Here is a 26251-nt window from a genome sequence, read left to right as displayed (position 1 = left end):
CCGCCCCGATACTTGAGTCATGGGTCTTGACCACAATGTCGAACTGGGTGAGTTCCTCCGCACCCGCCGGGCCCGCCTGGGCCCCGAGCAGGCGGGGCTCTCCGTGAACGGGACGGCCCGCCGGGTGCCGGGGCTGCGCCGCGAGGAGCTGGCCCAGCTGGCGGGGGTGAGCACCGACTACTACGCGCGGCTGGAGCAGGGGCGCCACCGCAACGTCTCCGGCAGCGTGCTGGACTCCGTCGCCCGTGCCCTGCGGCTGGACGAGGTGGAGCACTCGTACCTCGTCCGGCTGGCCCGGCCGCAGAGCGGCGCCGCCCGGCGGGTGTCCGCCCGGCCCCAGCGGGTGCGGCCCGGGCTGCACCGGATGCTGGAGACCCTCGACGGCTGGACCCCGGCGTTCGTGGTCGGCCGCGGGCTCCAGGTCCTGGCCGCGAACCGGCTGGCCCGGGCACTGATCACCGACTTCGAGGCGCTGCCGTACCGGGAGCGCAACATGGCCCGGTTCATCTTCCTGGACGAGTCCGCCCGGCAGCTGTACCCGGACTGGGAGCGGATCGCGACCGAGACCGCGGCCGTCCTGCGACTGGACGCCGGACAGCACTGCGAGGACCGGAACTTCTGCGAACTGATCGGCGAACTCGCCGTCAAGAGCGAGCAGTTCCGCCTCGGCTGGGCCGCCCACGACGTCAGCCGCCGCTCGCACGGCAGCAAGCGCTACCGGCACCCCCAGGTCGGCGAGATCACCGTCGCCTACGAGGCGCTCACCCCGCCGGGCGACGCCGACCAGACCCTCTTCGTCTACACCACCGAGCCGGGCTCGCCGTCCGAGACCGCGCTCCAGCTCCTGGCCAACCTCACGGCGCCGAGCCCGGCCGCTCCCCGGCCCGCACTCGGCGGCACCGACGATCTCGATGACTCCCTGGAGACTCACGCCCGATGACGACCACCGTCGCCGCATACGCCGCTCCCGCCGCCAAGGCCCCGCTGGAGCGCACCACCATCACCCGCCGCGCCGTGCGCGAGCACGACGTGCTGATCGACATCAAGTACGCCGGAATCTGCCACTCCGACATCCACCAGGCCCGCGACGAGTGGGGCGGCGCCGTCTTCCCGATGGTGCCGGGCCACGAGATCGCCGGTGTGGTCACCGAGGTCGGACCGGGTGTCACCCGGTACGCCGTCGGCGACCGGGTCGGCGTCGGCTGCTTCGTCGACTCCTGCCGGGAGTGCGAGAACTGCCTGGCCGGCGACGAGCAGTACTGCCTGAACGGCATGACCGGCACCTACAACGCCACCGGCCGGGACGGCGAGCGCACCCACGGCGGCTACAGCACCCACGTCGTGGTGGACGAGAACTACGTGCTGCGCATCCCGGAGAGCCTCGCGCTGGACGTCGCCGCCCCGCTGCTCTGCGCCGGGATCACCCTGTACTCGCCGCTCAGGCGCTGGAACGCGGGCCCCGGCAAGAAGGTCGCCGTCGTCGGCCTCGGCGGCCTCGGCCACATGGGCGTCAAGATAGCCGCCGCCCTGGGCGCCGAGGTCACCGTGCTCAGCCAGAGCCTGCGCAAGCAGGACGACGCCAAGCGGTTCGGCGCCGACCACTACTACGCCACCAGCGACGAGAGCACCTTCCAGCAGCTGGCCGGCCGGTTCGACCTGATAGTGAACACCGTCTCGGCCAACCTCGACCTGGACGCCTACCTCTCGCTGCTCCGGGTGGACGGCACGCTGGTCAACGTGGGCGCCCCCGAGCACCCCGTCTCGCTGAGCGTCTTCTCCCTGATCGGCGGCCGCCGCACGCTGGCCGGCTCGATGATCGGCGGCATCCGGGAGACCCAGGAGATGCTGGACTTCTGCGCCGAGCACGAGCTGGGCGCCGAGATCGAGGTGATCCCCGCCGACCGGATCAACGAGGCGTACGAGCGCGTCGTCGCCAGCGACGTCCGGTACCGCTTCGTCATCGACACGGCAACCATCTGACGCCGACCTCACGAAGTCGCCGTCCGATCCGGTATCACGGCCCTGCCACCCCGCCGAACGAGCGGGGCGGCAGGGCCGGCGCCGTGGCCCGGCCGGCGAAAGTGGATCAAGGCCGTGGGCGTCCCGGTTCGGCGGCCCGCAGCGCGTACTCCCGCGCGATCGCCGCGTTCGGGGCGATCGCCTCCGCCGCCCGGTACGCCGCCGCGGCCTCGTGGGCGCGACCGAGGCGGCGCAGCGCGTCCGCGCGGACGGCGGGCACGGCGTGGTTGCCGGCCAGCGCCTTGGGTGAGCCGAGGGCGTCAACGGCGTCCAGCTGCGCCTGCGGGCCGTCGCGCATCCCGATGGCGACGGCGCGGTTGAGCGCCACGACCGGGTTCGCACGCAGGGTGAGGAGGCGGTCGTACAAGGCCACGATCGCGGCCCAGTCGGTCGCCGCCGCGGCCGGGGCGAGGGCGTGCTCCGCCGCGATCGCCGCCTGGAGGGCGTACGGGCCGCCCGCCACGGCCGCCTCCCGGGCGAGCGTCGCGCCCTCGGCGATGAGCGCGTGGTCCCATCGCGTCCGGTCCTGCCGCTCCAGCGTGACCAGCCCGCCGTCGGCGTCCAGCCGGGCGGCCCGCCGCGAGTGCTGGAGCAGCAGCAGCGCGAGGAGCGCCCGCGCCTCCGGCTCGTCGGGTGCCTCGGCGGCGACGAGCCGGGCAAGCCGGACGGCCTCCTCGGCGAGGTTGTCGCGGACGGTGCTGCCGTCGCTCGGGGCGTAACCCTCGGTGAACACGAGGTAGATGACGGCGAGTACGGCGTCCAGCCGTTCGGCGCGCGCCCCGGGTGGCGGCACCCGGTACGGGATCCCGGCAGCGGCGATCTTGCGTTTCGCCCGCAGGATCCGCTGCGACACGGTGTCCTCGCCGACCAGGAAGGCGCGGGCGATCTCACGCGTGGTCAGGCCGCTGACCGCCCGCAGGGTCAGCGCGACCCGGGATTCGAGGGGAAGCGCCGGGTGGCAGCAGGTGAACACCAGCCGCAGCCGCTCGTCGCCGGGCGGCGGCGGCTCGCGGACCGCCTCGATCGCGGCGACCTCGGCGAGCTTGCCGCGCTCGGTCGCCCTGCGCCGCAGCACGTCGAGGGCGCGGTGCCGCGCGGCGGTCACCAGCCATGCCCCCGGCCTGCGCGGCACCCCCTCCTGTTCCCAGGCCGGCAGCGCGCGGGCGAACGCCTCCTGCGCGCAGTCCTCGGCCAGCTCCCAGTCGCCGGTCTGGCGCACGATCGTGCCGAACACCACGCCCCACTCGCCGCGGTGCGCCTCGGCCAGCGCCGCCCGCACCTCCGCCGGCCCGGTCGTCACGAGAAGTCCCTCCAGAACTCGCGCACCTCGGCTGCCCCCGACCGTGCCATGGGGGACCGGGCGAGGTAGTCGACCACCTCCTGCCGGTCGCCGTCGACGAACACGATCCCGGACACCCACTGCGGCACGTCCGTGTACGGGCCGTCGGTGATCAGCAGCTCTCCCGCCCGGCGTCGCACGAGCGTGGCGTCCTCGACGGGACGCAGGGCCAGGCCGCCGAGGTAGCGGCCGGAGTCGAGGCCCTCGGCGACCCACTCGGCCACCGCGGCGGGCTCCGGGGTGCAGGGCGGCGCGCTCGGGTCCGTCCGGAAGATCCCGAGGAAGCGGGAGGCGGGCGCGTCGCCCTCGTGGGGGACGGCCCCGGTGCCCGGTCCGAAACCGAGTGGTTCGACCGGTCGGATCTCGATGCGTCCGGCGGTCGCCATCGGGTGGGAGGCGGCGACCTCGATCGCCTCGTCGAGGTCGGCGGCCTCGATGAGGTCGTACCCGGCGATCCACTCGGCCGTCTCGGCGAAGGGACCGTCGGTGACCAGCAGGCGATCGCCGCGGACGCGGACCGTCCTGGTCTCGGCCGCCGGCCTGAGCGGCATCCCCTCGACCCGGACGCCGCTGCCGTTCCACTTCTCGACCCATGCCTGCGGGTTCGCGTCGGTCGGCTCCCCAGCGGGGTCGGTGGCGACGAACAGTACGTACTTCATGACCGTTCTCCTCTCGGGCGTTTCATGAAGACGACGAAGGGCCGCCGCGGAATCCGACAACACGGCCAAAGATCTCGACAACCGTATCCTCGGGCGAGGACCCCTTCCCGACGGCCCGTACTCCGAAGCCTGGTCCGGGCCTGGTGCCGGCGTCGGCGGCGCCATCGAGACCAGTGCAGGACGTGGTCGATGCTGCGGCGGACAGGCCGGGTCAGCGGGGTGAGCAGCAGGCGGATCTCGGGGACGGTGAGGGGTATCAGGTCTGGCGTTCGAGCAGGTCCTGCCCCCTTTCGAGGTGCTGGGCCCGCAGGACGGTTGGGCAGGCGTGGGCGGCCATGGCGAGGGTGATGTGCCGGTACCGGCCCTGGTGGCGGCGGACCTGGTAGTCATCCAGGCCGCACTGGCCCTTCGCACCCTTCACCGGGTTCCTGCTGCCGGTGCTGCTCAACCTGGTGATCGCCGCGCCGCTGCGCGACGAGCGGATCGGCGGGGTGAACGCCCCGACCCGGCTGACCCGCGTGTGCCCCGGAGGAACGTACCCGGTGTCGGCTCGCCCGGGCCGCTCGACGACACCCCGGGGTCAACCGCGTCCGGGCGGGCGGGCGTCACCAGGCGACGGGGTAGCGGACGGGGTGGCCGCCGATCCGGTGCGGGAGCAGACCGAACAGGACCAGGACGGCGGTGGCCAGGGCCAGCAGCGGCAGGAAGACCGCCGGGTGCGGGGACTGCAGCACCACGATGACGGCGGTCGCCGCCGCCGGGGAGTGCGGCACGTGCGCGATCAGCATCGCGACCAGGGCGAGTCCGCCGGCGACGGCCGCCGCCCACGGGCCGGGCCCGGCCACCGCGAGCACCAGGAAGCCCACCGCGGCGGACAGCAGCTGGCCGCCGACCAGGTTGCGCGGCTGCGAGATCGGCAGCCCGGGCGCGCCGTGCACCAGGGCGGCGCTGGCCGCCAGCGGCGGGATCAGCACCGGCTGGTGCAGGGCCACGCCGACCGCGACCAGCATCACCAGTGCCATCGTGGCAAAGCTTCCGGCGCGCATCGCGTGCCAGGCGCGGCTTGCCGGCGTGGCGGCGTTGGCGGTGACGGACATGCGAAGGCTCCCTGATCAGGCAGTATGCGACCCCAGGATCCTAAACAGACTGTTGACGCTTCAAAAATCCTTTTGCCTCTGAGGCAAGGAAGCGCATCCGGACCCGATCCTGCCCCTCCCACCCGTCCGACACACCCGGAACGCACGGACCCGCACGGACCCCGCACGGACCGCGCGGAACACCGAACGGGCCCGGGGCGACGGGCGGAAATCGCTCCCGGTACGTTCCTGTGGGGAGGTCCCCGCCCGTAGCCCACGGGGGCCGCGAGCGCGAGGAGAGCGAACATGACGACGAGCGACCCGAGCGACCCGAGCGACGAGAGCGACCCGACGCCGGAGGACACGAAGAAGAACCGCGCCTCCACCGTGCTCCGGCGGACGTGGCTGCTGTGGGCGGTCGCCGCCGCCGCGTACCTCGTCGACCTGGGCAGCAAGCTGGCGGTGGTCGCCCTGCTGGAGGGACGCTCATCCGTGCAGCTGATCGGCAGCCGGCTGGAACTGCGGGTGCAGCGCAACCCCGGCGCCGCGTTCGGCATCGGCGAGGCGACGACGATCGTCTTCACCCTGGTCGCCTCGGCCTTCGTCGTCGTGGTGGTCCGGCTCTCCCTCCGACTGGCCAGCACCTCGTGGGCGCTCTCGCTCGGTCTGCTGCTCGGCGGCGCCCTCGGCAACCTCACCGACCGGCTGTTCCGCTCCCCCGGCGGCGCGCAGGGCGCGGTGGTCGACTTCATCGCGGTCCGCGACTTCAGCGTGATGAACCTCGCCGACTGGACCATCACCTGCGGCGGCGCCCTCGCCGTCGTCCTGTCCTTCCGCGGCACCTCCCCGAGCCTGACCCCCGCCACCGCCACCGCCCCGGAGGCCGAAGCCGCCGGCAGCGGCTCCTGAACGAACCCGAACCCCGAACGACCTTCGGCCCGAACGGACTTCAGCCCCCGGCGGGCCGGCGGGTGGGCCGCAGCAGGGTCACCAGTCGGTGCCGGCCGGATGCTCACCCGGCTGACCCCGCCTGTCCGCCTGTCCGCCTGTCCGCCGCAGCATCGACCACGTCCTGCACGGGTCCCGACGGCGCCGGCGACGCCGGTACCAGGCCCGGACCAGCCACCACAAGCGACGAGGCCACAGCCCAGGAGCTGAAGCCTCATCACAGCGAGCACCCTTGCAGGACTAGGCGCGGAAAGCCTCCGGGCGTTCCTTCGACGCCGCTGCGAGCGCCTTCTCCACCTCGGCCACACCGGCCCGCAGCCCGTAGACCGGGGTGTCGGGCTGCTGCCGCCAGGACTCGTCGATCCCGCCGGAGTCGACGGTGTCGAAGCCGAGCTCGTCGATCAGGTCGCGGACCAGCTGCTTGGCCGCCGCGTCGTCACCGGCGACCGGCAGGGCGATGCGCTCGGGGTCGCCCGCGGGGAGCGGCCGGTCCAGGATGTCCTGGGCGTAGGTGCCGTTGAAGGCCTTGACCACGGGGTGGCCGATCTGCTGCTCCGTCCACCGGCTCTCGGTCAGACCCTCCTCGATACCGTCGATGCGCCCGTCGCGCTGCTGCGGGTAGTAGTTGCCGGTGTCGAGCACGGCGAACCCCTCCGCAGCGCCCGCGAACAGGTCCGACGGAAGATCCGGGACCCGCTTCAGCGGGACGGTCACCACGACCAGCTCCGCGCCCCGGGCCGCCTCGCTCGCGGCGACCGCGGTGGCACCGGTCTCCTCCGCGAGGTCGCCGAGGGTCTCGGGCCCGCGCGAGTTGGCCACCCGGACTTCGTGTCCCAGGGCGGTGAGGCGGCGGGTCAGGTTGCCGCCGATCTGTCCGGCGCCGATGATTCCGATCTTCATGAACCCTCCAGAGTGACCGGCGGCTTCGACCGCCGTCACCTCCAACCCTGATCGCACCCGCCCTATTTCGGCTGGGCGGACGAAGTTCGGTGACCGGCAGTCAGCGGCGGCGGGTGAAGCTCCACAGCCGGTCGACCTCCGCGAATCCGGCCCGGTCGAAGAACCGGTTGGCGGCGGTCCGGCCCCACTGCGGATCGTCGTCGTCGGGGTCGTCGTCGACGGACACGACCACCTCGCTCGCCCCGGCGCTCCGGAGCAGGTCGAGTGCCGAGCCGAGCAGGGCCGTGCCGAGGCCCCGGTTTCGGTGGGCGGGCCCGACGTCGATCCACCAGAGCACGCCGACCCCGGCGACCGGCCGGCCGATCAGTGCCTCGGCTCGCAACTCGGCGGGCGCCTGTCCGCCGCGGACCTCCAGCCGGAGTCCGGGCGGATCCGTACTGTCGGCGGTGCGGTGGTCCGCGACCTGCGGCAGCCCGGCGAGCGGCAGCGCGGCGTGCAGGTAGCGCCACAGGTCGCGGCCGGTGAACCCGGCCGCCTCCAGTACCAGCCTGGTGGCCGTCCGGTGCCGCGCGGGCAGCCCCTCCAGAGCCGGTGACAGTACGGAGGCGAACTCGAAGGCGTGCACCGGGCGGTCACCCAGTACGCCCAGGGCGTGGAGGAGGAGTGCGGCCAGGACCGACGGTTCCTCACGCCCGTGCAGCCACAGGACGAACCCGGCCCCGTCCGAGCGGCGCACCGCGTAGGAGACGACGCCGAGTACCCGTCCCGCCGGGTCGAGCACGACGTCGGTGGCCGGCGGGCCGAGATCGGCGCACCACCCCCGGTCCGCCGCAGGCCGTCCGGTCAGCGCCTCGGCGAGCATCTCCGCACTCGCCGCGGGCTGCCCGGTGACGCGGTCGGCGTTGACCAGCGCCAGCACCGCCGGCTCGTCACCGGCCTCGTACGGCCGCGCCGCCAGGCCCGTGGCCGGACCGCACGTCGCGGTCACCGTGCCGCCCGCCTCCTCCACGACCTCGACGACGCCCGCAGGGAGACCCGGGCCCGGCAGAAGGGCGGGCCCCGGCACCGCCCGGCATGCCGCACGGACCGGCACGGCGTCGGCGCGTCCGACCCGATCGGCCCGATCTGCCCGTCGCCGGATCAACGGCCGGGCACCTGACGCCGGCGGCGCCACCATGCGCCCACCACCGCGAGGGCGGCGACGACCGCCGCACCGACGGCGATCGGGACCGCGGGCGACGAGTCGTCACCGGTACTACTGGCGGCGGGTGCCACCGAGGCCGTGACGCCCGTGGTCGGGGAGGGAGCGGCCGGCGCCGGGGAGGAGGGGGATGCCGACGAAGCGGACGCCGACGGGGACGCCGGCGAAGCGGACGCGGAGGGACTGAGCGGGGCGGCGCCGGGGGCGGCGGCCGCGAGTCTGAGGACGGGCGCGGGATGCTGGGGCTCGGCGCCGCCCTGCGGGAGCTCGATCCAACGGACGATCTCGCCGTCGCTGTAGGTCTCCAGGGTCTTGAAGACCAGTTCCCCCGCGTCGGGGAGCTGTCGGACGGTCACCTTGTGGACGGCGTCCTTGCCCGGCGCGAGCGCGGGGCCGCCGACGGTGTACCCGTCCGCGGTGGCCGCGAAGGTCCAGCCCTGGGGCGCTTCGGCGAGGACCACGTCGGCGGCGGTGATGCCCTCGGGCAGGACGACCTGGAACCTGGCGAGTCCGGCGGTCGTCGACTCGGCCTCGGCGGTGAAGGTGATCGTGGCGTTCACGGCAAGGGCCCGGGCAGTCTCGGATTCGACCTCGACGTGGGCGAGAGCGGGCACGGCAAGGGCCAGCGATCCGGCGAGGACGGCCGCGACGGTGGCGGCGCGTCCGAGCGGTCGGGAGGTGTTCATGGGACCGTGCTCCAGGTGGCGGGCGGGCTCGGGCCGTGGCCGGCCCGGCACCGCTGGGTGGGTGGCGGCGTTGGCGGTTCCGATCCGCGGGGGCGGGGATGCGCTCGGCGTGGTGCTCGCTGTTTGTCGGTCGGGAACGGCTCCGGGTTCCACGCGTTCGAAGTGATCTGCGTCACATGCTATCGAACCTGTCGATGCCCGGGATTTTTGTCCGACCCGACTCTGTGACCGGCGCACGCCGGGTGCAACGATGAACCGGCCATGGTTGTGGGACGAGGTATGCGCACGGGACGGGCCGCGGTGTTCGCGGCCATCTGCGTGCTGCTCGCATCCCTCGGCCACGTGCTGATGTCCGGTACGGCCGTGCCCTGGTGGCCGCTGGCCGCCGCGTTCGCCGGCGCCGTGGGCGGCGCCTGGTGGCTCGCCGGGCGCGAGCGCGGTCCGCTGCCGGTGACCGCCTCGACCGTCGGGGCGCAGGTGGCGCTGCACGTCCTGTTCTCGCTGGGCCAGGCCGCCGCCGCTCCGACTCCGGACGGCACCGGCCTGGCCGGGCAGTGGGCGCAGCTGCTGCTGTGCGGCCCGCACCCCGCCTCGCCCGCCGCCACCGCGCAGCTGGTGGCCGCGGCGGGCCTCGGCGGCGGCGGTCTGACCGTCGAACCGGCCGACATGCCGGGGATGGACATGGACCCGGGCATGGCGATGGGCTCCCATGTGCACCATGCCGCCACCCTGTTGACCACCACCGTGTCGGCCCCGCCGTCCCACCACGGCGGCGGGGCGGCGGGCATGCTGGCGGTCCACCTGCTCGCGGCGCTGCTGTGCGGCCTGTGGCTGTCGGCCGGCGAGCGGGCCGTGTTCGGGCTCGGCCGCACCGTCGCCGGCCGGCTGTTCGCACCCGTGCTCCTGCTGCTCCGGGCCGCGCACCCGCCGCACCGGCCTCCCCTGCGCCCGCTGCGCGCCGACTCCGCGCGCCCGCTGCGGCAGCTGCTGCTCATCCACGCCGTCACTTCTCGGGGACCGCCCGCCGGGGTCGCAGCCGTCTGACGGCTCTCCCCCCGGACTCGCGTCCGCCGACGCCGTGCCCTGCCGGGTGCGGCGGCGCTTGCGCGTGCTCCGGCACGGTCCCGCGGCCGAGGGCCGCCTCCACCTCCCGAGAAGGACTCCTGGCGATGACTCATGCCCTGCCACGCGCGCGTTCCTCCCGCCACCGGTCCCTGTACGACGACGCGACGGTGACGTCCTGGGCGCTGGCCGCCCGTGACGGCGACCCGGCCGCCGTGGACACCTTCGTACGCGCCACCCGCCAGGACGTCTGGCGGTACGTGGCGCACCTGAGTGCGGACCCGCAGGCCGCCGACGACCTGACGCAGGACACCTACCTGCGGGCGCTGCGCAGCCTGCCGGGGTTCGAGGGCCGGTCGTCCGCACGGACGTGGCTGCTGTCGATCGCCCGCCGCACCGTCGCGGACCGCTTCCGCTTCGCGGCCACCCGGCCCCGGCTGCTGGACACCGACGACTGGCAGACGGTGGTCGAGGGCGCCCAGCCGCGCGGACTGCCCGGCTTCGACGAGGGCGTGGTACTGACGGATCTGCTGGCCACGCTGCCCTCGGAGCGGCTGGAGGCATTCGTGCTGACCACCATGCTGGGGCTGCCGTACGAGGAGGCGGCGGTGCTGGCGGGCTGCCCGATCGGGACGGTGCGCTCCCGGGTGTTCCGGGCGCGTACGGCCCTGATCGAGCTGCTCGCGGACGCGGAGCGGCCGCCGTCACTGGTGGGCTGCGCGGCCTGACCGCCGGTGAACCGGCCGGCGGGGCACGGGGTCCTGGTTGTCCCCGCGCCCCGCCGGCCGTCCGCACCGACGGCGCCGACGCCGCACGGCCGGGCGCTGCCGCTCAGCAGATCCGCGGCAGTTGCTCACCGATCGGCAGGTCCACCACCCGGGTGCCGCCCAGCCCGGTGCGGGCGACCACCATGCCGGGGTGGTCGGGGACGCACTCGCCGATCACCGCGGCCCGGGCGCCGAGCGGGTGGGCCCGCATCGCGTCGAGGACGGCGTCGGCGTGCTCGCGCGGGACGAAGGCGACGAGTTTGCCCTCGTTCGCGACGTACATCGGGTCGAGGCCGAGCAGGGCGCAGGCGTTCGCCACCGCCGGCGGCACCGGGATGCTCCGCTCCTGGACGACGACCCCCACCCCGGCGGCGACCGCGATCTCGTTCAGCGCGGCGCCGAGGCCGCCCCGGGTGGGGTCGCGCAGCACGTGCAGGTCGGGGGTGACCGCGAGCATCGTCTCGACCAGGCCGCCGAGCGCCGCGCAGTCGCTCTCGACGGCCACGCCGAACTCCAGGCCCTCGCGCACGCTCATCACCGCCACACCGTGCACGCCGATGTCGCCGCTGACGATCACCACGTCGCCCGGGGCGGCCCGCTGCGCGCGGATGTCCACGCCGGCCGGGATCAGCCCGATGCCCGCGGTGTTGAGGTAGATGCCGTCCCCGTGACCGGCCTCGACGACCTTGGTGTCGCCGGTCACCACCTCGACGCCGGCCCGCCGGGCGGCCTCGCCGAGCGCCTGGGCGACGCGGGCGACCACCGACATCTCGACGCCCTCCTCCAGGATGAACGCACAGGAGAGGTAGGCCGGGCGGGCGCCGCTCATGGCGAGGTCGTTGACGGTGCCGTTGACCGCGAGGTCGCCGATGCTGCCGCCGGGGAAGAACAGCGGCCGCACGACGAACGAGTCGGTGGAGAAGGCGAGCCGCGCGCCGCCCAGGGTGAGCGCGGCCGAGTCGCCGAGCGAGGCGAGCACCTGCCCGCCGAAGGCCGGCGCGAAGATGTGCTCGACCAGTTCGGCGGACATCGCCCCGCCGCCGCCGTGGCCCATCACGACTCTCGGGTGGTCGCGCAGCGGCAGCGGGCAGCTCCAGCCGGAGAAGTCGGGCGCCTGCGCTCCGGTCTCGCGCACGTCGGTGGTGTCAGGCAACGGGGCTCGCCTCCAGGGGTGCTGCGGCCGGCATGCCGAGCCGCCGGTACAGGTAGTAGGCCGCGCAGGCACCCTCGCTGGAGACCATGGTGGCGCCGAGCGGGCTGCGCGGGGTGCAGGTGGTGCCGAACGCCTCGCACTGGTTCGGCTTCAGCAGGCCCTGGAGCACTTCCCCGCTGCGGCACTCGGCCGGTTCGCAGGTGGTGATGCCGGTGACCTCGAAACGGTGCTCGGCGTCGAACTCGCGGTAGCGCGGCGAGAGCCGCCAGCCGCTGCGCGGGATCACCCCGATGCCGCGCCAGGCGCGGTCGGTGACCTCGAAGACGTCCGCCAGCATCGCCTTGGCGGCGGGGTTGCCCTCCGGCCGTACCGCGCGCGGGTAGGCGTTCTCCACGCGGTGTTCGCCGCGCTCCAGCTGGCGGACGGTGCGGCGGATCCCCTCCAGGATGTCCAGCGGCTCGAAGCCGGTCACCACGATCGGCACCCGGTGGCGCTCGGCCAGCTCCGGGTACTCCTCGACGCCCATCACGCTGCACACGTGGCCGGCCGCGAGGAAGCCCTGGACCCGGCAGTCCGGCGAGGTCATGATGGCCTCGATCGCGGGCGGTACCCGCACGTGCGAGACCAGCAGGCTGAAGTTGCGGATGCCCAGCCTGCGCGCCTGGTGGACGGTCATGGCGTTGGGCGGGGCGGTGGTCTCGAAGCCGATGCCGAAGAACACCACCTCGCGGTCCGGGTTGTCCCGGGCGACCTTGAGCGCGTCCAGCGGCGAGTACACGACCCGGACGTCCCCGCCCTCGCCGCGCACCCGGAAGAGGTCGCGGTCGGTGCCGGGCACCCGCAGCATGTCGCCGAAGGAGCAGAAGATCACCCCCGGCCGGGAGGCGATCTCCAGCGCCTTGTCGATCACCTCCAGCGGGGTCACGCACACCGGGCAGCCCGGCCCGTGGATCAACTCGACCCCATCGGGCAGCAGCTGGTCGATTCCGTGCCGGATGATGGTGTGCGTCTGCCCGCCGCACACCTCCATCAGCGCCCACGGCCTGGTCACCGTGGCGCGGATGTCGTCGAGCAGCCGCCGGGCCAGCTCCGGGTTCTGGAACTCCTCCAGGTACTTCACTCCTGGCCCTCCTTCACGGGCACCGCACCGGCACCGGCCGCCGCCTCCCACGGATCACCGAACTCCTCCTGGAGCAGGCCGAGTTCGCTGAACAGTTCGAGGGTCTTCAGGGCCGACTCCTCGTCCAGCTTCTGCAGGGCGAACCCGACGTGGACGACGGCGTACTCCCCCACCTTCAGGTCCGGCAGGTACTCCAGACAGACGTCCTTGAGCACACCGCCGAAGTCGACGACGGCCATGCGCGTGCCGTCCCGCTCCTCGATCTCCAGCACTTTTCCGGGTACTGCCAGGCACATCGGGATCTCCTCTTCCTCTCCAGGGCCTCACGGCCGGGCTCACGACCGGCCGGGTTGTCCGTCCCGCTGCCGGCTGCTCCCGGCGCGCACCGCCGTCGGCCCGGTGCGGGCGGCGACCATCAGCTGGCCGAGCGCCAGCCCGCCGTCGTTCGGTGGCACCAGGCGGTGGCGCAGCACGGTGAACCCGTCGGCGCGCAGGCTCCGGGCGCAGGCCGAGGAGAGCAGCGTGTTGGCGAAGACACCGCCGGTCAGCGCCACCGTCTCCAGCCCGTGCCGCTCCCGCGCCCGCCGGCAGGCCTCCCCGACCAGGCCGGCCACCGCGTGGTGGAACCGCGCCGCGATCGCGCCGGCGGCGGTGCCCGCCCGCAGGTCGGCGACCACGGCGGCCAGGACCGGCGCCGGGTCGGCGACCAGCTCGGCGCCCCCCAAGCCCCCCAGGCCCTCCAAGCCGTCCAAGCCGTCCGGGCCGTCCGCGCCCGGCCGCAGCGCGAACGCGTACCCGCCACCGGTGTCGCCGTGCTGCACGGCGGCGGCTTCGAGCTCGATCGCCGCCTGGGCCTCGTAGCCGGCGAGCTGGCAGACACCGGCGAGGGAGGCCACCGCGTCGAACATCCGGCCCATGCTGGAGGTCGGCACGCAGTTCAGGTCGCGTTCCAACTGCCGCGCGAGCAGGCGGCGTTCGTCCGGCGGGCAGTGCGCCACGCAGGGCAGGTCAGCATCCCATCCGAGCCCGGCGGCGTGCAGGTGGGCGAGCGCCATCCGGTACGGGCGCTCGACCGTGGCGTCCCCGCCGGGCAGCGGCACGTACCCGAGCCGGGCGAACCGGCGGAACCCGTCGTAGTCGGCGAGCAGGATCTCGCCGCCCCACACCGCTCCGTCGTCCCCGTAGCCGGTGCCGTCGAAGGCGACCCCGATCACCGGCCCGCTTCCGTCCAGGCCGTGTTCGGCCATCGCGGCGGCGACGTGGGCGTGGTGGTGCTGCACGCGGACCACCGGGCGCCCGGCGGCGGCGCGCCGCGCCCACTGCGCCGAGCGGTAGCGGGGGTGGCGGTCGGCGACGAGCAGGTCGGGCTCGACGCCGGTGACGGCTCCCAACTGGCCCACGGCGCGGTCGAAGGCGCGCAGCGTGGCCAGGTCGCCCATGTCGCCGAGGTGCCCGGACAGCCAGGCGCGGCGGCCGGCGGCGAGGCAGAACACGTTCTTGAGGTCCCCGCCGACCGCGAGCGCGGGCCGGACGGGCAGCGGGAGCGCCAGCGGCAGCGGCGCGTACCCGCGTGAGCGGCGTACCGGCAGGGGTTCGCCGTCGCAGACCCGGACGACCGAGTCGTCGCACGGCACGTGGATCGGGCGGTCGTGGGCCAGCAGGCCGTCGGCGAGCGGGGCCAGCAGTTCGCGGGCCTCCTCGTCGTCGGTGACGATCGGCTCGCCGGAGCGGTTGGCGCTGGTCAGGACGATCAGCCGGGGGCCCCCGGGGTCCCCGGGGAGGCCGAGCAGCAGGGTGTGCAGCGGCGTGTAGGGGAGCATCACGCCCAGGTCGGGGCTGCGCGGGGCGACGCTGTCGGCGACCGCGGAGCCGCCGGGGCGGCGGCGCAGCAGCACGACGGGCCGCACCGGCCCGGTGAGCAACTCCCGCTCCTCGGTGCCCATCCGGGCCAGCGGTTCGATGTCGGACAGCTCCCGGGCCATCAGCGCGAACGGCTTGTCGCCCCGGCCCTTGCGGCGGCGCAGCAGGGCGACCGCCGCCGGGTTCGCGGCGTCGCAGGCCAGGTGGTAACCGCCGATGCCCTTGACGGCGAGGATCGCGCCGTCGGCGAGCAGTCGCCGGGCCCGGGTCAGGGCGTCGGCGCCGGTGCGGCCGGGCTCGCCCGGTACGGCCAGGCCGAGCCGGGGGCCGCAGTCGTGGCAGGCGACGGGCTGGGCGTGGAAGCGGCGGTCGGCCGGGTCGCCGTACTCCCGCGCGCAGGCCGGGCACATCGGGAAGCCGGCCATGGTGGTGGCGGCCCGGTCGTAGGGCAGGGCGGTGACGATGGTGAAGCGCGGGCCGCAGTTGGTACAGGTGATGAACGGGTGGCGGTAACGGCGGTCGGCCGGGTCGGTCAGCTCGGCGAGGCAGTCCGCGCAGGTCGCGATGTCGGGCGGGATCAGGGCGCGGGCGGCGCCGCCGGGACGGGAGACGGTGATGGCGAAGCCCTGGCCGCCGGTGGGTGCCAGCGCCTCGTGGGCCACGGACTCGACCACGGCCAGCGGCGGCGCCTCGGCGGCGATCCGCCGGCAGAAGTCGTCGAGGGCGGCCGGGTGGCCCTCGACCTCGACAGTCACGCCCTCACCGGTGTTGGTCACCTGTCCGTGCAGCCCGAGGCCGGTGGCGAGGGTGAAGACGAACGGCCGGAACCCGACGCCCTGCACGACCCCTCGGACGGCGACCCGCCGCCGCTGCCGGGTGGCGAGGTCCTGCCGGACCGTCAAGACGGCTTCCCCACCGGAGCGTGCGGGTGCGGGTGCGGGTGGGCGTGGGCGACGGGCTGCCCGGCCATCACCGGCCGGTGCACCGGCTGTCCGTCCAGGACGGCGAGCGCGCGGTCGAGCAGCCGGCCGGTGCCGGCGCCGGTGCGGGCGGAGGTGAACAGCACCTCCACCCCGGGGTTGACCTGCTCGACGTTGGCGCGGAAGGCGGCCTCGTCGAAGCCGACGGCGTCGGCGATGTCGGTCTTGGTCACCACGACCAGGCTCGCCAGCCCGAACGCCGTCGGGTACTTCAGCGGCTTGTCCTCGCCCTCGGTGACCGAGGCGAGGGCGACCCGGAGGGACTCGCCGAGGTCGTAGGAGGCGGGGCAGACGAGGTTGCCGACGTTCTCGACGAACAGCAGCCGGGTGTCCTCGGGCAGCCAGCCCGCCAGGTGGCCGCGGAGCATCCCGGCCTCCAGGTGGCAGAGCCCGTCGGTGAGCACCTGTTTGACGGGCACCCCGGAGCGGGCGAGCCGCAGCGCGTCGTTCTCGGTGGCCAGGTCGGCGGTGAGGGCGGCGACCGGGATCCCCCGCTGCCGGGCGAGCGCGAGCTCGGTCTCCAGCAGCGCGGTCTTGCCGCTCCCCGGGCTGGACAGCAGGTTGACGGCGACGGTGCCGCGCGCCGCGAGTTCGGCGCGCAGGTCCTGGGCGCTCCGGTCGTTCTTGGCGAGCACGGCCTGTTGCAGGTCGACGACTCGGCACATGGGCTCAGCCTTCCTGGTGGGCTCGGGCGAGCGCCGGGCCGTCGGCCCACCGCACGCCGGTGATCTGGAGTTCGCGCCCCGCCAGCAGTTCGGCGCGGGCTCCGCCGCACTGCGGGCAGACCAGGTCCGGTGGCATGCCGGGCGGCCATTCGACGGCGCACGGCGCGCACCGGGCCCGGGCCTCGACGGGTTCGGCGACCAGCTCGGCGCCCTCCAGCACGCTGCCGGAGCAGGCGAGTTCGAAGCAGAACGCGAGTGCCTCCGGGACGACTCCGGCGAGTTGGCCGACCTGGAGGTGGACGGCTTCGACGGCGGTGACGCCGGCTGCCCGCGCGGCCTCCTCCACCTGTTCCACCACGGCCATGGCGATCGACATCTCGTGCATCGGCCTCTTTCCCGCGCGTGGTCGCCGGCCCGGGCCCGCCTCGCGGCGGACGCTCCGTACGGGCTCATTACAGGGCGGGGTGACCGCGCGCTCCGGCAGCCGCGCCGTCACCCCGCCCGCAGCTACGCCATTCGCCGCAACTCGGCCGGCCGCGGGCCGGCCCGGGCGGCCGCACGGCTACATGGCGCGGATCCGCAGGTAGCGCCTGATGTCGGGCAGGCTCTGCACGAGGACGAAGCCGACGGCTCCGGCCAGGCCGATGATCAGGATTTTCCGCATGCTGGTGCCCTTCTCTCATCCCGGTCGCCGGCCAGGGCGGCCGGCCGGTCCGCGGCGGCCGCCGCGGTGTTCCCGACTTCGTCCCGTACCAGGCGCAGCACCACCCGGACGGCTTCGTCGACGGCGGCGGCGACCGGCTCGCTGAGCCCGATGCCCTCCTCCAGCGACCGCGGTTCGCAGCCGACCACGAGCACGCGCCCGGGCGGTGTGCCGCCGGTCCCGGCGCTGAGCGTGTCCAGCAGGGCCAGTACCGCGTCCGGGCCCATCCGGTGCCCGTCGAGCACCGGGGCCTGCGGCTCCACCTCGCCGGGGGCCGCCGCCTCGATCAGGTAGACGGTGCCCGGCTCGCCGCCGCGCGCGGTGGCGTCGACCAGGACGAGCATCCGGTAGCCGTCCAGGAGCTGGTAGGCCAGGTGGACGCCGCGGACGCCGAAGTCGGCCACCTCGACCTGCTCGGGCAGCTCGTGGCCGGCGAGCCGGCCGACCGTCTCCACGCCGAAGCCGTCGTCGCCGAGGAAGATGTTGCCGACGCCGGCCACCAGGATCCTCCCGTCGCCGGGTGCCCGCAGGCCGCTCACGTCGCCTCCAGCGGCACGACCTCGTCGGGCTGGAAGTACAGGAACCTGCCCTGTTCGCGCCAGAGGTCCGCGCCCGGGTCGTCCTCGACGGTCACCGCCAGGTGCACGGAGCCGTCCACGTCGTGCAGGACCGCCTCGACCAGGGCGCCGCGTCCGTGCAGGAAGAGGTCCTGGGCGTCGGTGCGGCGCAGCCCCGGCTTCAGCAGGACGCGGCTGCCCGCGCCGACCGAGACCGCGCCGATCTGCACCCGGTCGTTGTCCGGGTCGACGCTGCGGTCGGCGCCCGGGTCCCACCAGGGGGTCCCGGGCGGTGCGCCGGGCGCCGGGCCGGGCTCGTCGGGCCCGGTGATCTCGCGCAGGGCCCGGACGGCGCCGTGCAGCCGCTCCCACACCTCGGGGGGCATCGAGTCGGCGAGGTCGATCACGGCGCCCGCCCGGGCGTCGGTGCCCCGGGCCTCGCGTTTCTCCTGCTCGGTCAGGGTTGCTGTGCGCAGGGCGAGGATCTCGTCGATCTCGGTGGCGTCGTAGAGCGTGCCGACGCTCTCGGGCGCGATCATCGGGTGGTCCTCCAGGATGATCGGGGAGGAGAGCAGCACGTCGCTGCGGCCCTGCTCGCCGGCCAGGACGGGCCAGGTGTGCTCGTTGCGGCACTCGGCGCTCGCGCCCCTGGCCCACTCGGGCGGGTCGGTCATCGAGAGGAACGCCCCGTCGGTGAGGCCGAGCAGCAGGTGGGCCGAGACGAGCGAGTGCGGCAGCGCGGCGTCGCGGCCGGCGCCCTCCGGCGGGGCCCAGCCGGAGGCGTTCGCCAGTTCGGCGGTGAGCCTCAGCACCGCGTAGGGGCCGGGCACTTCGGTGGTCCGCACCCGCAGCAGGCCGTCCACCTGCTCGCAGCGGCGCAGCAGGCGTCCGGTCACCTGCCCCTCCTCGGTGTGGACGATCTCGGTTTCCTCCGTGGCCGGCCGGCTGAACGGGACGCTCACCCCCTCGCCGGCCAGTTCGTCGACCGGCAGGCTGAGTTCGATGCGCTCCTCGACGCCCTCGTCCCAGGGGACGAGCACCCGGTCGGGCAGTTCCAGCGCGTCGGTCGCCTCGAACGCCCAGCCCGGGAGGGCGCGTTCCACGGTGCGCCGGCAGGCGCGCAGGAACCGCACCTCGACCATCAGGCGGGCCCCCCGGCGCGGTTCCATCAGGCACTCGGTGCGCTGCGCGGAGTGTTCGGCGCTGTCGGCCCCCCAGGACGGCGGGACGAGCACGCCGAACTGCCAGCGCAGCCGGTTCTTGGCGGCCGAGGCGCGGTACGGGTAGAGCACGTAGCCCTCGAAGAGGACGGCGTCGGCGATCTTGCGGGCGGCGGCGAAGCGTGAGTCCGCCTCGGGCCCGGCCGTACTGGTGGTCACCGTGTGGTCCCTTCGGTCGGCAGGGGTGCGACGGGTCCGGCGGGCACGGGTCTGGCGAACACCCGCGCACGGCGCGGCCCGGAGGGCGCGGCGGAAGCCGCCAGCAGGGCCTCGACGGTCGCCTCCCAGGAGGGCAGGGCGTGCCGGGAGCGGTAGCCGAGCAGGGCGTCCATGGTGTCGTGCGGCAGCCGGATCCAGCCGCAGCCGGGGAAGTGCTGCTCGATCATCTGGTGCCAGACGCCGACGGGCATCGCACAGCGCGCCTCGCGGTCCCAGGGCACCGGTTCGACCCGGAACCCGGCGGCGCCGGTGAACGCGGTGCCGGAGAACAGCAGCAGCAGTGGCGCCTCGCCGTCCTCCAGGGCGCCGAGGTAGCGGGACGCGGCGATGTCCATGTCGTAGGTGCAGGGCACCACGAGGTCGGCCTCGGTCTCACCGGTGAACCCGGGGACGGTCAGCGAGACCTGGGCGAACTGCACCGGGTTCAGCGTGCTGCCCCAGCGGGAGCGTTCGCCGAACAGGTCGGCGAGCCGCTCCCCCTCGCCGTCGCCGTAGCGCCGCCGGGCGGGTTCGATCCGCAGCTGGCAGCGCAGCGCGAGGGCGTGCACCCGGGCGTCGTCGGCGGCGGTGATCCGCAGCCGGAAGACCAGGGTCGGGCCGGCCGCGTACGGGTCGGCGCGCACCCCGGTGCAGGTGAAGGTCAGTTCGGTCACGGCAGTGCACCGCCCTCGACCGTACGGGCCCGGCTCCGGACGCGTTGGAAGAACGCGTCGAGGTCGGAGCGCGCCTCGGCGCCGCCGTCGAAGCCCTGCCAGTGCAGGCGCATCCGCCCCACCAGTTCGTAGCAGACGTCGATCGGCACCAGGTAGCACTCGCTGCCGCCGGGTTCGCGCCGGAGCAGCAGTGCCTCGACGTCCGGCTCCAGCCGGGCCGCGAGGGCGCTGCGGCCGAGCACGGCCTCCCAGGTCTGCGGGTCGAGTTCGCTCTCGGTCGCACCGGCCGGGCTCGGGTAGAGGGCGACCAGGCGCTCAAGGGCCGCGTTGCGGAAGAAGAACGCGGTGCTGACCGGGATCTGGAGCTGCTCCCAGGCGCCGTCGTCCAGCCGGTGGCCGGGGTCGGCCAGGTAGCGGTCGGGGACGGCTCGGTAGCGGCCGTGGCCGGCGCCGCCGTGCTCGAACAGCAGGGTGCAGGCCTGGCAGGCGCAGGCCAGCGTGCGCTGCTCGGTCTCGACCAGGTGGCGGTGGCCGGGCGGCACCTGCCGGCCGCACAGTTCGCAGCGTTCGGGTTGCGGCGGTGCGGGCGCGCGCAGCCGGCGCAGGGCGGCCGTGCCGGGCCGGGCCGGCGCGGGCGCGTTCATCCGGCCTCCACCGGTCGGGGGCCGATCTGCAGCAGCACCGGTGCGGCGGCGCGCGGTTCGGGCTGCTCCAGCTCGACGGCCGTGACCTCGGGCGCGAAGCAGGCGAGGGCGCCTTCGACGGCCTGCTGCGCGCCGGCGTCGCCGCTCCCGCAGCCGCAGCCGCCGCCCGGGTCGGCGGCGAGCCGCAGCCGGAGCACGCCGGTGTCCGGATCGAAGGCCAGTACCTCGGCGGGGTGGGCCCGGACGGTGCTGAGCGCCCGGTCGATGCGGGCGGTGACGTCCCACGGGTGCAGGTCGTGCAGCACCAGCAGGCCGGCCACCAGCTCGTCCTCCAGCAGCCGGCCGAGGACGGGCGAGCCGGGGCCGGCCTGCTCGGTGAGCAGGGCGAGGGTGCGGGCGAGTCCGGCACCGTAGAAGTCCATCAGGGCGCGGACGAGGTCCTCGGCGGCCGCGTGGGCCGCTCCGTCCCCGGTGGCCGCCAGCCGGTCGAGCAGCTCCTCGACCCGGCGTCCGGTCTGCTCGGCGTTCACCCGGCCGGGCTCGGTCGCCGTGCTCATCCGCCCATCCCGCTCAGCCCGGTGGGCACGTGCATCTTCTGCACGGTCCGCCCGTCGCCGACGTACATGTGCACGCCGCAGGGCAGGCAGGGGTCGAAGCTGCGGACGGCGCGCATGATGTCGATGCCCTTGAAGTTCTCCGGGGAGTTCTCCTCGAAGATCGGGGTGTTCTGGACGGCGTCCTCGTACGGGCCGGGGGTACCGTAGGTGTCGCGGACGCTGGCGTTCCACGGGGTCGGCGGGTACGGGTGGTAGTTGGCGATCTTGCCGTCGCGGATCACCATGTGGTGCGAGAGCACGCCGCGCACGGCTTCGGTGAAGCCGCAGCCCAGCCCCTCGTCCGGCACCTCGAACTTCTCCCAGGTCTGGGTGCGCCCGGCGCGGACCTCGGCGAGCGCCTTCTCGGCGAAGTGCAGGGCGGCGCCGGCCGCGTAGGCCTGGAAGTACGTCCGGGCGCGGTTGCGCTCGATCGCGTTGCTCCACTGCGGGATCTTCCACTCGAAGGTGGTCTCCGGCTTGGTCATGGTGCGCGGCAGGTTGATCCGCACGCTGTGGCCGGTGGCCTTGACGTACCCGAAGTCGACCAGGCCGGACAGCGCCGTGGACCAGAGCCGGGCGAGCGGGCCGCCGCCGGTGTCCAGCGCGAGGTAGTCCTTGCCGTCGAACCAGCGCGGGGACATCACCCAGCTGTACTTGTCCTCGAAGTTGCGCTTCTGCGGGGCCGGGATGGTGTGCTGGTTCCACGGGTGGCGCGGGTCGACGGGGTTGCCGAGCGGGTCGTGGGTGACGAACTGCTCCTGGCCCTCCCAGTCCTGGTAGTAGGAGCTGCCGAGCAGGATCCGGATGCCGAGGTTGATCTCGGTGAGGTCGTTGGTGACGAGCTTGCCGTCCACCACGATGCCGGGGGTGACGAACATCCGCCGGCCCCAGTCCGTCATGTTGCGGTAGGTGAAGTCGCAGTGGTCGGGGTCGTTGAGGCTGCCCCAGCAGCCGAGCATGATGCGGCGCCGGCCGACCTCCTCGTACCCGGGCAGCGCCTGGTAGAAGAAGTCGAACAGGTCGTCGTGGAGCGGGACGACGCGCTTCATGAACTCCACGTAGCGCATCAGCCGGCTGAGGTAGTCGGTGAACAGCTGGACGCTGGCGACGGTGCCGACGCCGCCCGGGTAGAGCGTGGAGGGGTGCACGTGGCGGCCCTCCATCAGGCAGAACATCTCCCGGGTGTAGCGGCTGACCTGGAGGGCCTCGCGGTAGAACTCGCCCTCGATCGGGTTCAGCGAGCGCATGATGTCGGCGATGGTCCTGTAACCGTGGTCGCCCGCGTGCGGGGCCTCGGTGCGCTCGGCCAGGTCCAGCACGCCGGGGTTGGTCTCGCGGACCATCTTCTCGCAGTAGTCCACCCCGACCAGGTTCTCCTGGAAGATGTTGTGGTCGAACATGTACTCGGCGGCCTCGCCGAGGTTGATGATCCACTCGGCCAGGTGCGGCGGCTTCACGCCGTACGCCATGTTCTGCGCGTACACCGAACAGGTCGCGTGGTTGTCGCCGCAGATGCCGCAGATCCGGCTGGTGATGAAGTGCGCGTCACGCGGGTCCTTGCCGCGCATGAAGACGCTGTAGCCGCGGAAGACCGACGAGGTGCTGTAGCACTCGGCGACCTTCTTCTGCTTGAAGTCGATCTTCGTGTGGATCCCGAGACTGCCCACGATCCGGGTGATCGGATCCCAGGACATCTCGGTCAGGCCGCTGCCGTCGCCGGCCGTCTTCGTCGTCGGTGCCATCGTCTGTCTCGTGCCTTCCGTGGGTCGGGTGGTCACCGGGCGGAGAAGCCGGCCGGCTGGTACGGCGTCAGGGCGTCACCAGGGCGGGCGGTAGCCGGTCGTCAGCTTCTCGCCGCCGTGGCGCCACCTGGGCTCCTTGTCGACGGTCTTCGCGGTGATGGACCGCAGCTTGCGGATCACCACGCCGTACGCGGTGCTCGCGGTGCTGGAGACCTTGCCGCCCGGCGGCTCGTCCATGAACGGCATGAACTTGTCGGGGAACCCGGGCATGGTGCAGGCGATGCAGATGCCGCCGACGTTCGGGCAGCCGCCGACACCGTTGATCCAGCCCCGCTTGGGGACGTTGCACTTCACCACCGGGCCCCAGCAGCCCAGTTTGACCAGGCACTGCGGCGAGCCGTACTCGGTGGCGAACTGGCCCTGCTCGTAGTAGCCCGCCCGGTCGCAGCCCTCGTGCACGGTCGCACCGAACAGCCAGGTGGGGCGCAGCTTGTCGTCCAGCGGGATCATCGGCGCGGAGCCGGCCAGCTGGTAGAGCAGGTAGACCAGGGTCTCGGAGAAGTTGTCGGGCTGGATCGGGCAGCCGGGCACGCAGACGATCGGCAGGCCCGCCTTGGAGGTCCAGTCCCAGCCGAGGTAGTCGGGCACGCCCATCGCGCCGGTCGGATTGCCCGCCATGGCGTGGATGCCGCCGTACGTGGCACAGGTGCCGATGGCGACGACGGCGGTCGCCCGGGGCGCGAGCCGGTCGAGCCATTCACTGGTGGTGATGGGCTGGCCGGTGGCGGGGTCGTCGCCGAAACCGCACCAGTAGCCCTCCTCTTTGATCTTCTCGTTGGGGATCGAGCCCTCGACCACGAGGACGAAGGGTTCGAGTTCGCCGCGCTCCGCCTTGAAGAACCACTCGACGAAGTTGTCGGCGCCCTGGACGGGCCCGCACTCGAAGTCGATCAGCGGCCAGTGGACGGCGACCGGCGGCAGGCCGGGCAGCGCACCGGTGACGATCTCCTCGATGCTGGGCTGCATCGCGGCGGTCAGCGACACGGAGTCGCCATCGCAGCTCAGGCCCGCGTTGATCCAGAGGATGTGCACGAGCGGCAGGTCCTGGCCGCCCGGCGGTGCGGGGCGGCCCGTGCTGGTGGTATCCGTTGCACCCATGAGGATGCCTCCTCAACTACTGGGACAAGTCCGACATGACGGACTCAATTCTTGATAGCAGCACCTCGGCCGGTACATGCCGCCGGGCGCGGCCGAAGCGGTGGCGGCGCTGATCGCAACCGGAGCGGGCGGCCGGCGGGTCAGGCCCGGCGCCGCACCGGATCGAGTGCCTCGGGGAGCAGCTGCGGCGGCGTTCCCGGTGCGGGGCTCTTGCCGACGAACGCGGACCGCAGGGCGTGGTACGGCTCCTGCGGTCCGAAGAAGTTCCGGTGCATCCGGGCCAGCTCCTGCTCCCGGTGGTCCGCGAGCGGCCGGATCTCCTCGTCCCGCTCACGGGCGGCCTTCTTCGCGGCGATCCGCTGCTGCAGTAGCGGGCCGGCGGCCAGCAGCGCGGCGAGGCGCTCCGCCTCCCGTCCGAAGGCCTCCGGGGCGGCCTCGATCACCCGGTCGGCCAGGCCGAGCCGGGCCGCCGTCGCCGAGCTCACCGGCAGGGCGGCCCGGGTGAGCTCCTGCGCGGTCGCCGCGCCGACCCGCCGGGGCAGGGTGTACGTCCAGTACTCGGAGCCGTACAGGCCCATCAGCCGGTAGTGCGGGTTCAGCACGGCACCGGCCCGGCACCACACCTCGTCCGCCGCCAGCGCGAGGGCCACCCCGCCCGCCGAGGCGTTGCCGCCGACGGCGGCCACCACCAGCCGGTCGGTGGTGGTCAGGACGGTCTCGACCAGGTCGTCCATGGCGTTGATGTTGGCCCAGGACTCCTCGGCGGGGCAGGCCGAGGCCTCGATCACGTTGAGGTGGATGCCGTTGGAGAAGAAGTCACGGCCACCGCCCAGCACCAGGACGGAGGTCGGCCGGGCGCAGGCGAGGCGGTAGGCGTCCAGCAGGCGGCGGCAGTGGCCGGTGCTCATCGCGCCGCCGGGGAAGGAGAACCGGAGCAGGCCGACCGGGCCGTCCTCCCGGTAGTCGATGTCCGTCCAGGTCCGCCGGTGCGCGGACGGCTCCGCCGGCGCGGGCACCTCGGGCAGCGGGGGCAGCAGCCCGCCCAGGGCCAGGACGGCCGGCAGTTTGAACGTCGGCGGGCCGCCGGGCCGGCGCCGCGCGCGCAGTTCCGGGATCCACACCGCGCCGTCGGCCGTCGCCCGGCACAGTGCCCCGGCCCGCGTCGCCAGCAGCTCGCCGGGCCGCCCGCGCAGCTCGTCCTCCGGGTGGCCGCCGTGCAGGTACCACTCCTGGCCGAGGAGCTCGTCCAGGACGCCGGGCCGGGAGTCCGCCGCCCGCAGCTTGCGCAGGACGGTCTCGGTCCGGTCCGCCGCCCAGTCGATCCGGCGCAGGTCCTGGCCGAAGGAGGGCCGGGTGTGATCGGGGACGTCCCAGCCCGGCCCGTGCTGCGGGCGCGGCAGGTACGTCCCGGAGGCGAACCGGCCGACCGCGAGCAGGACGGCCCGGACGGCCGCGTCAGAGGCCTCGTTGCGGTACAGGTCGCTCTTGCCGACCGGCGGCACCGGGAAGGGCTCGTCGGCCCAGATGTCGCCGGCGTCCATCCGCTCGTCCGCCCGGAGCACCGTCACACCCCAGTGCTCCGCCCCCTCGTGGATCGCCCAGTCCAGCGAGGAGGGCCCGCGGTCGCCGGGCGGGCCGGGGTGGACGACGAGGCAGGTATGCTGCGACCAGACGTCCCGGGGGATCACGGCCTTCAGCATCGGCGCGACGATCAGCTCGGGCGCGTGCGAGCGGACGGCCTCCCGCAGCGGGTCGTCACCGTGCGCCAGATGCACCGTCAGATGATGCCCGGCGTCGCGCAGTTCGACGAACACGCGCTGCGTCAGGCTGTTGAACGCGCTCGCCACGAGCAGGATCCGCATCTCGACCTCCGGAGCCGTCCGGGCCGGTGCCCGAGCGCCGGCCCCGCCGGCAGCGATCGTCCCCCACGAACCGGCGTGCGGCGCGCAGCCATACCCCGGAGGTCACCCGGTCGGCTCCCGCACCCGCCCGGAGGCGTCGCGCCCGCGGGGCGCCCGGACGGACGGCGGCGGCCGGCCGCCGCTCTTTCGGCCACTCTTTCGAAATCCGGTACGGAGAAGCGGAGTTGCCCCGAAGCTGGAGGGGAGCCGAGGCCGATCAGGCGGCCGAGGGGACGGCTCGCCGACGGTGGGCACCGGCCGTTCCACCGGTCCGGGCCCGTCGGGGGGAGCTCCACCAGGGGAGGACTCGATGAACGGATCACGACGGACCAGGCGGCCGGCCGGCCGCCGCGCGGTCGCGGTGGCGGCGGTCGCCGCGGCGGCGCTCGCCTCGGCTACGGCGCCGGCACCGGCGGCCGGGGC

General features: G+C 74.1%; 26 protein-coding genes and 1 pseudogene. 5 read left to right on the top strand and 22 right to left on the bottom strand.

Features of this window, described 5'->3' with window-relative positions; translation table 11 throughout:
- The first annotated feature begins 19 nt into the window (after positions 1 to 19).
- Together ACFUK0_RS20395 and ACFUK0_RS20390 are read left to right on the top strand one after the other, a co-directional pair.
- Complete coding sequence (locus ACFUK0_RS20395; RefSeq protein WP_380252115.1) at positions 20 to 940, top strand: helix-turn-helix transcriptional regulator; 921 nt, start codon at positions 20 to 22, stop codon at positions 938 to 940.
- The gene (locus ACFUK0_RS20390; RefSeq protein ID WP_380252113.1) at positions 937 to 1980 is read left to right on the top strand and encodes an NAD(P)-dependent alcohol dehydrogenase; all 1044 of its coding nucleotides are present in this window, start codon (positions 937 to 939) and stop codon (positions 1978 to 1980) included. Before ACFUK0_RS20395 ends, ACFUK0_RS20390 begins: the two co-directional genes overlap by 4 nt.
- Before the next feature lie 106 nt (positions 1981 to 2086).
- On the opposite strand, the gene ACFUK0_RS20385 is transcribed toward ACFUK0_RS20390, so the two are convergent.
- From ACFUK0_RS20385 to ACFUK0_RS20370, 4 genes and pseudogenes are all read right to left on the bottom strand, one after another.
- Positions 2087 to 3319, bottom strand: coding sequence for an RNA polymerase sigma factor (locus ACFUK0_RS20385; RefSeq protein ID WP_380252111.1), 1233 nt, complete (start codon positions 3317 to 3319; stop codon positions 2087 to 2089).
- Positions 3316 to 4017 (bottom strand): YciI family protein, encoded by a 702-nt coding sequence (locus tag ACFUK0_RS20380; protein WP_380252109.1) that lies wholly within the window; start codon positions 4015 to 4017, stop codon positions 3316 to 3318. Before ACFUK0_RS20380 ends, ACFUK0_RS20385 begins: the two co-directional genes overlap by 4 nt.
- 256 nt (positions 4018 to 4273) lie before the next feature.
- Positions 4274 to 4429, bottom strand: a pseudogene (locus ACFUK0_RS20375) (IS701 family transposase); the annotation flags it as partial.
- Positions 4430 to 4622: 193 nt separating this feature from the next.
- Complete coding sequence (locus tag ACFUK0_RS20370) at positions 4623 to 5114, bottom strand: HPP family protein (protein WP_380252107.1); 492 nt, start codon at positions 5112 to 5114, stop codon at positions 4623 to 4625.
- Between the two features lie 285 nt (positions 5115 to 5399).
- On the opposite strand from ACFUK0_RS20370, the gene ACFUK0_RS20365 reads away from it, so the two are divergent.
- Entirely contained in the window at positions 5400 to 6002 is a 603-nt protein-coding gene (locus ACFUK0_RS20365; RefSeq protein WP_380252105.1) for a signal peptidase II, read from the top strand.
- 279 nt (positions 6003 to 6281) lie between these two features.
- On the opposite strand, the gene ACFUK0_RS20360 is transcribed toward ACFUK0_RS20365, so the two are convergent.
- From ACFUK0_RS20360 to ACFUK0_RS20350, 3 genes are all read right to left on the bottom strand, one after another.
- Positions 6282 to 6941 (bottom strand): NADPH-dependent F420 reductase, encoded by a 660-nt coding sequence (locus ACFUK0_RS20360; protein ID WP_380252104.1) that lies wholly within the window; start codon positions 6939 to 6941, stop codon positions 6282 to 6284.
- A 100-nt stretch (positions 6942 to 7041) separates the two neighbouring features.
- On the bottom strand, positions 7042 to 7929 hold the full coding sequence (locus tag ACFUK0_RS20355; RefSeq protein WP_380252102.1) for a GNAT family N-acetyltransferase: 888 nt from the start codon (positions 7927 to 7929) through the stop codon (positions 7042 to 7044).
- A 152-nt stretch (positions 7930 to 8081) separates the two neighbouring features.
- Positions 8082 to 8828 carry a DUF1775 domain-containing protein gene (locus ACFUK0_RS20350; RefSeq protein ID WP_380252100.1) on the bottom strand — a complete coding sequence of 249 codons (747 nt, stop codon included), beginning with the start codon at positions 8826 to 8828 and terminating at the stop codon, positions 8082 to 8084.
- A gap of 279 nt (positions 8829 to 9107) precedes the next feature.
- Between ACFUK0_RS20350 and ACFUK0_RS20345 the strand changes: the two genes are divergently transcribed.
- Together ACFUK0_RS20345 and ACFUK0_RS20340 are read left to right on the top strand one after the other, a co-directional pair.
- Positions 9108 to 9872: a hypothetical protein gene (locus ACFUK0_RS20345; protein WP_380252098.1), complete on the top strand. Its 765-nt coding sequence runs from the start codon at positions 9108 to 9110 to the stop codon at positions 9870 to 9872.
- A gap of 125 nt (positions 9873 to 9997) precedes the next feature.
- Positions 9998 to 10618 carry a sigma-70 family RNA polymerase sigma factor gene (locus ACFUK0_RS20340; protein WP_380252096.1) on the top strand — a complete coding sequence of 207 codons (621 nt, stop codon included), beginning with the start codon at positions 9998 to 10000 and terminating at the stop codon, positions 10616 to 10618.
- 103 nt (positions 10619 to 10721) lie between these two features.
- Here ACFUK0_RS20340 and hypE read toward each other — a convergent pair whose 3' ends face one another.
- The 15 genes from hypE to ACFUK0_RS20265 form a co-directional block, all read right to left on the bottom strand.
- On the bottom strand, positions 10722 to 11810 hold the full coding sequence (gene hypE, locus ACFUK0_RS20335) for a hydrogenase expression/formation protein HypE (protein ID WP_380252094.1): 1089 nt from the start codon (positions 11808 to 11810) through the stop codon (positions 10722 to 10724).
- Complete coding sequence (gene hypD / locus ACFUK0_RS20330; protein ID WP_380252092.1) at positions 11803 to 12930, bottom strand: hydrogenase formation protein HypD; 1128 nt, start codon at positions 12928 to 12930, stop codon at positions 11803 to 11805. Before hypD ends, hypE begins: the two co-directional genes overlap by 8 nt.
- Positions 12927 to 13226: a HypC/HybG/HupF family hydrogenase formation chaperone gene (locus ACFUK0_RS20325; RefSeq protein WP_380252090.1), complete on the bottom strand. Its 300-nt coding sequence runs from the start codon at positions 13224 to 13226 to the stop codon at positions 12927 to 12929. Before ACFUK0_RS20325 ends, hypD begins: the two co-directional genes overlap by 4 nt.
- Positions 13227 to 13265: 39 nt before the next feature.
- Positions 13266 to 15692 (bottom strand): carbamoyltransferase HypF, encoded by a 2427-nt coding sequence (hypF, locus tag ACFUK0_RS20320; RefSeq protein WP_380252088.1) that lies wholly within the window; start codon positions 15690 to 15692, stop codon positions 13266 to 13268.
- On the bottom strand, positions 15689 to 16435 hold the full coding sequence (hypB, locus tag ACFUK0_RS20315) for a hydrogenase nickel incorporation protein HypB (RefSeq protein WP_380252086.1): 747 nt from the start codon (positions 16433 to 16435) through the stop codon (positions 15689 to 15691). The genes hypF and hypB overlap by 4 nt, the downstream gene beginning before the upstream one ends.
- Before the next feature lie 4 nt (positions 16436 to 16439).
- Positions 16440 to 16820: a hydrogenase maturation nickel metallochaperone HypA gene (gene hypA, locus ACFUK0_RS20310; RefSeq protein ID WP_380252084.1), complete on the bottom strand. Its 381-nt coding sequence runs from the start codon at positions 16818 to 16820 to the stop codon at positions 16440 to 16442.
- 177 nt (positions 16821 to 16997) lie between these two features.
- A complete protein-coding gene (locus tag ACFUK0_RS20305; RefSeq protein ID WP_380252082.1) occupies positions 16998 to 17099 on the bottom strand; it encodes a DUF6893 family small protein in 102 nt (33 codons plus the stop codon).
- Positions 17084 to 17677, bottom strand: coding sequence for a hydrogenase maturation protease (locus tag ACFUK0_RS20300; RefSeq protein ID WP_380252080.1), 594 nt, complete (start codon positions 17675 to 17677; stop codon positions 17084 to 17086). Before ACFUK0_RS20300 ends, ACFUK0_RS20305 begins: the two co-directional genes overlap by 16 nt.
- On the bottom strand, positions 17674 to 19074 hold the full coding sequence (locus ACFUK0_RS20295; protein ID WP_380252078.1) for a hypothetical protein: 1401 nt from the start codon (positions 19072 to 19074) through the stop codon (positions 17674 to 17676). Before ACFUK0_RS20295 ends, ACFUK0_RS20300 begins: the two co-directional genes overlap by 4 nt.
- Entirely contained in the window at positions 19071 to 19787 is a 717-nt protein-coding gene (locus ACFUK0_RS20290) for a DUF6084 family protein (protein ID WP_380252076.1), read from the bottom strand. The genes ACFUK0_RS20295 and ACFUK0_RS20290 overlap by 4 nt, the downstream gene beginning before the upstream one ends.
- Positions 19784 to 20431, bottom strand: a complete 648-nt coding sequence (locus ACFUK0_RS20285; RefSeq protein ID WP_380252074.1) for a DUF5947 family protein — start codon at positions 20429 to 20431, stop codon at positions 19784 to 19786. The genes ACFUK0_RS20290 and ACFUK0_RS20285 overlap by 4 nt, the downstream gene beginning before the upstream one ends.
- Positions 20428 to 20988 carry a hypothetical protein gene (locus ACFUK0_RS20280; RefSeq protein ID WP_380252072.1) on the bottom strand — a complete coding sequence of 187 codons (561 nt, stop codon included), beginning with the start codon at positions 20986 to 20988 and terminating at the stop codon, positions 20428 to 20430. The genes ACFUK0_RS20285 and ACFUK0_RS20280 overlap by 4 nt, the downstream gene beginning before the upstream one ends.
- On the bottom strand, positions 20985 to 22769 hold the full coding sequence (locus ACFUK0_RS20275; RefSeq protein WP_380252070.1) for a nickel-dependent hydrogenase large subunit: 1785 nt from the start codon (positions 22767 to 22769) through the stop codon (positions 20985 to 20987). Before ACFUK0_RS20275 ends, ACFUK0_RS20280 begins: the two co-directional genes overlap by 4 nt.
- Before the next feature lie 75 nt (positions 22770 to 22844).
- Entirely contained in the window at positions 22845 to 23927 is a 1083-nt protein-coding gene (locus tag ACFUK0_RS20270) for a hydrogenase expression protein HypE (RefSeq protein WP_380252068.1), read from the bottom strand.
- Positions 23928 to 24067: 140 nt separating this feature from the next.
- Positions 24068 to 25789: a hydrogenase maturation protein gene (locus ACFUK0_RS20265; protein WP_380252066.1), complete on the bottom strand. Its 1722-nt coding sequence runs from the start codon at positions 25787 to 25789 to the stop codon at positions 24068 to 24070.
- Positions 25790 to 26251: the final 462 nt, after the last annotated feature.

Source organism: Kitasatospora sp. NPDC057223, from assembly GCF_042669755.1.
Taxonomy (GTDB): Bacteria; Actinomycetota; Actinomycetes; order Streptomycetales; family Streptomycetaceae; genus Kitasatospora.
The sequence above is the reverse complement of the archived record's forward strand: the minus strand, read 5'-3'. Positions and strand labels throughout refer to the sequence as shown.